The following is a 6909-nucleotide window of genomic DNA, read 5'->3' as shown; positions in this document are numbered from 1 at the left end:
CGATATTATTTATTTCAGGCTTTGACTCCGGTTCAGGTGCCGGCATGTAGTCAGGTACTGAAGAAATATTTGTGATATTAACTTGCATAGTTTTTGATGAAGGCTTACCGACTCCGCGTCCCAAACTTGAATCCCATTCGAGTTTATTATAATGAATCGTGTAAATATAATGAATCTCGGCCGGGAGTGCTGCAAATTCGATTAATCCGCTTGAAGTGTCATAGCGCGTGTTAATTTCATTGCCCGATGAGTCTTTAGCTGACAAATCAGAAATATTTGATGACATAAACGCAAATTTATACGGATAAGAACTATTGCCGGTCTCTAATAAGTTGAGTCCCGAAATATTCTGCTCAGAAAAAACGAGATTCCATAAATTTTTGTCGCTGATGTCGATTACAGCAATTTGAGTCTGCGCGAAATATAAACTGTGCAGCTTTGAATTATTGCGCAGATTAAATCCCGTTATAGGATTCTCTGAACAATATATAGTAGTAAGCTCTGGATTATTGCTCAAGTCCAAGAAATTAATATTATTGACCTGACACCATAACTCCTGCAAAAGAGTGTTTTTGCTTAAATCAATGCGCGAAATATTATTATGCGGACAATCAAGTTTTATCAATGACGTAAAAATTTGAATGCCCTCAAGTGAAGATACTTTTTTGTTCTCTTCGCCCTCTATCGTGATTTCTTTGACTGCTGCAATTTCTGAAGTGCTTAATACGCCGTCGTTGTCGGAGTCAAAATTTTTCACGTACTCGCAGAAAACCTCATCAGGAAAATTAGACGAGTCAATCACATACGCCGAGCCTTCATCGATTATGACGAGATTTAAAATTTTCTCGCTATCACCCCTAGAATTTGAGAGATTAAATTTTACGGTGAAATTTCCTGACTCTAATGGAACGCCCGCAATTATTCCTTTGTCAAAGCTGAGTCCATTAGGGAGTCCGCTAACCTTCCATTTAATAGTTACTCCGAGTGCGTCAAGTTCGACTCTGTATGTTAGATTCTTGACACCAGCGGGAAGGCTTGAATCCTTCAAATATGGATACTCTGAATTATCGTCCTCTATTATGAAATTAAATTCTTTCTCGTCAGTGCCGGTCAAGTTAGAAATTTCTACTTTTATCGTGAAATCTCCTGATTGAGTCGGCCAGCCGTAAATATAACCTTCCGGAGAAAGTTCGAGTCTGTACGGTAAATAGCCCTCAATGATTCGCCATGAAAACGGAGTGCTGCCCTCAAAATCGAGCTTTATATCATACTTATAATTTATCATGCCGTCCGGAATTTCCTGCGTGAGTATATGAGGTGCAATAATATCGCCGACGTTTACGCTTATATAAGCCTTGAGTCCGTTATATTCTGCCGTCAAAAATGTAGTGCCGTCTTTGAGAGCATGAACTTTGCCATCTTGTGTAACTTCTGCGATGTCAGAGCTGGCAGAACTCCAAACCGTACCCATTAAGGGCGATGAAATATTTATTAAATTTCCGTCTGAAGTCTTTGCGTAGAGCGGGAGTATTAATTCATCATTTGACTGCATAAAAATAGCGTCGCTGCTCATAAATAAAATTTCTTGAACGTCTAAATCAGCTTGAATAATAATTTGAAATTCGCCGGATTGATATATTTTTTTGCCGTCTACGTTAGAGAAACACGATACATTATAAATTCCAATGTCTTGGCTTTGAAATTCTACAGTAAGCTCAAAATTTTTATCGTCAATACTGTACATAGGATAAATTACAGCTTCGTAATCGTCAGACTTAGTAAATTTAATATAAACCGGATCGCTTATATTATCTTCCGTTGAGACAGTAAATTTTATAGCAGCCTTTTCATTTACGCGCAAAGATTGTGAAGATAGATTTAATGTTAGTCCGTTAACGAATAAATTATCAAGTTCATCACTATCTGTATTATTTATATCTACATTAGATTTAGCTGATGAGTAAGTGCTATTATTGCCGGAAGAATTAATCTTAGTAAAAATTTTAAAACGGTCTAAATTTTCTTCTTTTAGTGCGTAAACGACTTCCCAGCCTGTATCATTTTGGAAGCAAATTTTAGAGTGTCTATATTTCCAGCCCCACATACCGACAGCAGCACTTCCGAAATCTCCCGCAGCACTTTTTTCTGATACGTATAAATCATGCTCTTGTCTGGAAAAAAGTGCTTCAAGAATATTAAGCGGATATTCTGCAATTGTGCCTGCTCCTAATAATGCTTCTCTAAACAATAATACTATAGAATCAATCGTGCAGTTCCAAAGGACATCAAAAACGCGGTCAAACTTGGGCATAAATCCAAATAGTTCTTCTTTCTTAGATATAAGAAATCCCAGCACGGTATCTCTTCGCATCTTGACTGCTTCTTCTTGAATTTTTTTCGCGACATCAACGGCATTGTCCGATTTTATCAAGGTCATTAGCTCATCCCATAATTCTGTAGCTTCCAATCCCCATTCTTCAATTTTCTTGAGGGACTCTCTTGAGTACTTCAGGTCTAATTCATCGAGTCGATCTAAGATATTAGCCCAGTCTCTGCCTAATGAATATGCTCTGTATGCGTTTTTCCAGAATACAAATATATCAAGCAATGAAGCTATTCCTCTGTTAATTAACTTCCATTCTTCGCCGACTTTGCCGTAAATAGCGAACATAGGAACATTTACAGGAAAACCTCCAGTAACGATATTGCTGTTAACGGCCATATCTTCTCTTGCTTTGTGATAAATACTTTCTTTGCCGCCTCCGAAAAATGGTGCTAACGGTTCAATAATTAATCTGCGTATAAGCATTCCAATTTTCAAGTAACCTGTAGCAGAGAGTGAAAATATCCCGTCAGGGTCTAAAACTTTGAAGTCTCCCATTATGCAGTTTGCCCAAGGTGTGCCTCTGTGAGGGACTGCAATTGATATAAATCTGCGCACCATTCCTTGACCGTATGAACGCATTGTATAATAATTTCCGTCAAATGAATGCGCTTCAGGCAAACAAAAACGTCTTGCCATAAGTCCACCCATATCGTAGCCTACTATATCAATTTTTGTACATACAATATTCTTATCATGATATTTCTTGAAGACATATGCTATTTCGTTAAATAAACTGTTGAAGTTACCGGCTAATAATTCCGAAGGCCCTTTTGCGCCGTCATAGTTCCATGAATAGACATCAAATTTATTTTGCTTCAGAATAGGCAGAACGCCATTTCCGTTATTAGCAAACGTATTTTCTACGCTTGCTCCAGCTCCAAAACCGTGAAGCAGCATTACAGGAGCCGCAAGAATCTCTAAATCTATATCCTCGTTAAATTCGCGTTGTGCGTCTGGGTCGTCCTCGTCGTAGTCAGCGATAAAATTCACATGTACGTTGAAATCATCTTTCGGGAAAACTTTTAATCGCGGGAAATTTTCAGGCGCAACTAATACCGCTGAAACCTGATATGTATCATTATAAAGTTTCTCAACTCGCAGGCTTGAATTAACCGGGCTTCTATTCGTAAATTTTTCTATAGCAACCTCTGAATTTGGATCAACAGTAAATGTTACAGTGCCGGGCTTGGTAGTCTGGACTCGTAAAATCAGGCGTGAATTTCCGTCCGCGACAAAACCTTTTTTGCCGTATTTTCTTGCTGTAAATGATGTAATAGATTTCTCGTCCAGCGCGTAACCTTGTCTATTGAGATAATTTTTATCGTTGAAGCTGTAAATAATATTTTCTGTTGCTCCGGCGCGCTCAAGTACTGCAATATTAATATCGGCTCTTATAGTAACGTCCATTTTTGCATTTTGCGGAGAATGAGTAATATATTGATATTTTATTTCCGCTGGTCTCTCGTCGAATAATACAACACCTGTATCAGCGTTATAACTCAGCATTCTTGCACTTCCGCCGTTAGCCTTTATCGAGAAAATGTCGATATTCTCAAGTTTGGACACGTAATTATTTAAATCTACCTCGTAGCCGTCTAATGTTTTATTGACGATTAAACCCGTTGTGAGCTGATTATCACAATTTAAGCTGACCAAAGATTTATTATTGCTTAAATCTAATTCTGTCAGGCGGTTATTCCAGCAGTCGAGCTCCCTTAAATTTGTACAGTGAGATACGTCAATTTTTGAAATATGATTCCCGCCGAAATGCAATTGTTCAAGCGATGGACAGCCGCTAATGTCTAAATATTGAAGATTTCCGTTGTATAAAAATAGCTGCCTCAAATTAGCTTTATTGCCGAGATTAACATTTTCGAGTTCGGGATTATCGCCGCAATGAAGCTCTACCAAGTCAGGAATATGCGCGACATCCAAATTTTTTAAATTATTCTCATGACAGCCCAGAAAAATTAATGATTTATTATTAGATAAATTGAGTTCCGTTAAATCATTTGCTCGGCAGTCCAATTTTAATAGCGCGGGATTATTGCTGACGTTAAGCTCACCCATATGATCGCCGATACAGAAAAGTTCATAGAGGCCGGGGAAAAATTCTATTCCCTTGAGTGTCTTAGCTCCTCCGAATGTGCTTGTAGCGAAAGTATTAGGAAATGCAGCAAACTCTACAGGAGCAAGAAAACCATCATTAGCACCGGCCCTATATAATTTGCCGTCTGAGTCATACGCGTCCCAGCCGAAATCCCATATTCGCAGGAAATTACGGAAATTTGAATCAGGAAAATTTTTCTCATTAAGTGCTAAACCTTCCCAAGTATCAGCCAAAGCCGCCGGAATAATTAGCAGACTCAAGCAGGCCATTAACGCAAAAATTACAGCTTTCTTCATGTTATGCACCTCTTTATAATAAATTATGTGAAGTGCAGAATATTATATAATTTTTCCTGTCCGTGACACAATTTTTACTGTGAGATTTATATTTTTCCCTGAAAGTGTCAAAGCCTCGTTAATCATTCTCTCAAGACCTCCGCAGCAAGGGACTTCCATTCTTAAAAGTGTAATGCTCTTAATCTCGTTTAACGCGAAAATCTGCGAAAGTTTTTCACTATAATTAACGCCGTCTAATTTCGGGCAGGCAATTAATGTAACATGACTCTTTATGAACTCGTTATGAATGTTTGCGTAAATAAATCCTGTGCAATCAGCAGCTATCAATAAATCAGAGTTCTTGAAAAATTCAGCATTAACAGGCACTAATTTAATTTGTATCGGCCACTGAATCCCTAAAGAAAGCATTTGACGTGAAACCTTTGCGCGTTCGACAGCGATTTTATCATATTCGGGTGCTTCACGTTCTATAAAGCTAATTGCGCCCGTCGGACATTCCGGCAGACAATCACCGAAACCGTCGCAAAAATTTTCGCGCGTTAATCTTGCTTTGCCGTCAATAATATCAATAGCTCCCTCGTGGCAGGCTCTAGCACATAAACCGCAGCCGTTACATTTGGACTCGTCGATATGAATAATTTTGCGAATCATAAAAAATTTCTCCCTTCAAATTATATAACCTGATTATAACGCGACTCTCAATAACGGGATAACGTTAATAACCGGCTCTTCATAGGGGTGAATTTTCTTTATTGCCGTGATAATTGAGTCTAAATCTTGAATCCTGCAAGTAACTTCTGCTTTGATTTCACTTTCTGTGCTTAAAATATTTTGCTCGCCCTTGTATGGATTCGTATTCTCTAAGGGTCTCCACGTGCTGATTACATGACTATATGACATGCACGAGTCATAATTTCCGATATGGCCTGCATCACAATCACGTAAAATTTGCTGTAATGCTTGTAAATGCGACTCAGGTATAAATATTTCGAGCTTGCAGAATTCCATCATAATAACTGCGTGTAAATCGGGCCGGCGGGGTTAAGCTCACTGCGCATTAAGAAGAGTTCATCACAGACCCACGAGAAATTTTGCACGGTGCCGAGCTTTCGTACGAGTTCTTCAGGCAAATATGAATCTTTCAGCCTTGCCAAAGTCATATGAGCGCGAAATTTTTTATCGTCCAACGGTAAATCGGCCTCACTGTAGAGAACGTCATTAATTTTGCGTGAAAGTTTTGCGAGTTCCTGCGAGCCTTTGTCGCCTCCAAGCCATAAGACTCTGGGAGCGTTCAAATTAGGAAATGCCCCGATGTGATTTAATTCGATAGTGAAGGGCTTAAATTTTTTCATGGGCGTTAATAGATCCTGCACGAGTCTTATAATGCCGGGTTCGAGTTCGCCTAAAAATTTTAATGTGATGTGAAATTGATTGCGCCTTACCCATTTTATGCGTGAAAGCGGCCTTAATTCCGACAAAAAGTTTTCGAGTGAGTCTGCTATATTGCCCGGAAGTTTGACCGCCACGAACGCGCGTATTAATTCAGACATTATAAATATTTCACGAGCTCGTCTAAATTTTTCCTGATAAAGTGTCTCTCTGCCGGTTGTGCGTCATCAGCAGGGTAACCGATCGGGAAGAGTGCGACTAAATCATAATCATTCATTTCGGGGAATAACTCCTGCAATTTAGGAGCGTCAAAGAATCCTACCCACGTTGAACCGAGCCCGCAATTTTCTACAGCTAACATCAAATGAGTCGCGACAATGCAAGCGTCAACGTCTTCATAATTTCTGCCGTCAGATCTTACAAATGCTCCGTCCTTAGTGCCTCCTACAGCGAGAATAACGGGTGCATTAAAGTGGCATGGTGTAACGGTTCTAACTTTTTCGAGCGCGTCAGGACTCTTGCAGACCCAAATTTTTACTGGCTGAACGTTTTTAGCTGTAGGTGCGAGTCTAGCTGCTTCCAAGATAGCATTTAATTTCTCGTCTTCTACGGGCTTGCTTGCGAATTTTCTGCATGAATAGCGCGATTTAATTACGTCAACAAATTCCATATTTATATATACCCCTTTGCATGTGTGAAAAAAGCCGCCGCCGAATAGGGTGGGTGGG

General features: G+C 39.3%; 5 protein-coding genes. All 5 read right to left on the bottom strand.

The annotated features are described in order from the left end of the window. On the bottom strand, positions 1-4792 hold a 4792-nt coding region (locus IJT21_10265), incomplete at its 3' end, for a hypothetical protein (protein ID MBQ7578634.1). 42 nt (positions 4793-4834) lie between these two features. Next, a complete protein-coding gene (locus IJT21_10260) occupies positions 4835-5443 on the bottom strand; it encodes a 4Fe-4S binding protein (GenBank protein ID MBQ7578633.1) in 609 nt (202 codons plus the stop codon). Positions 5444-5476: 33 nt separating this feature from the next. Continuing rightward, positions 5477-5803, bottom strand: coding sequence for a hypothetical protein (locus IJT21_10255; GenBank protein MBQ7578632.1), 327 nt, complete (start codon positions 5801-5803; stop codon positions 5477-5479). Beyond that, complete coding sequence (gene thpR, locus IJT21_10250) at positions 5800-6342, bottom strand: RNA 2',3'-cyclic phosphodiesterase (GenBank protein ID MBQ7578631.1); 543 nt, start codon at positions 6340-6342, stop codon at positions 5800-5802. Before thpR ends, IJT21_10255 begins: the two co-directional genes overlap by 4 nt. Next, positions 6342-6851 carry a nitroreductase family protein gene (locus IJT21_10245; protein ID MBQ7578630.1) on the bottom strand — a complete coding sequence of 170 codons (510 nt, stop codon included), beginning with the start codon at positions 6849-6851 and terminating at the stop codon, positions 6342-6344. Before IJT21_10245 ends, thpR begins: the two co-directional genes overlap by 1 nt. Positions 6852-6909 lie beyond the last annotated feature (58 nt).

It is taken from the genome of Synergistaceae bacterium, from assembly GCA_017443945.1.
In the GTDB taxonomy this organism is placed as follows: domain Bacteria; phylum Synergistota; class Synergistia; order Synergistales; family Aminobacteriaceae; genus JAFUXM01.
The sequence above is the reverse complement of the archived record's forward strand: the minus strand, read 5'-3'. Positions and strand labels throughout refer to the sequence as shown.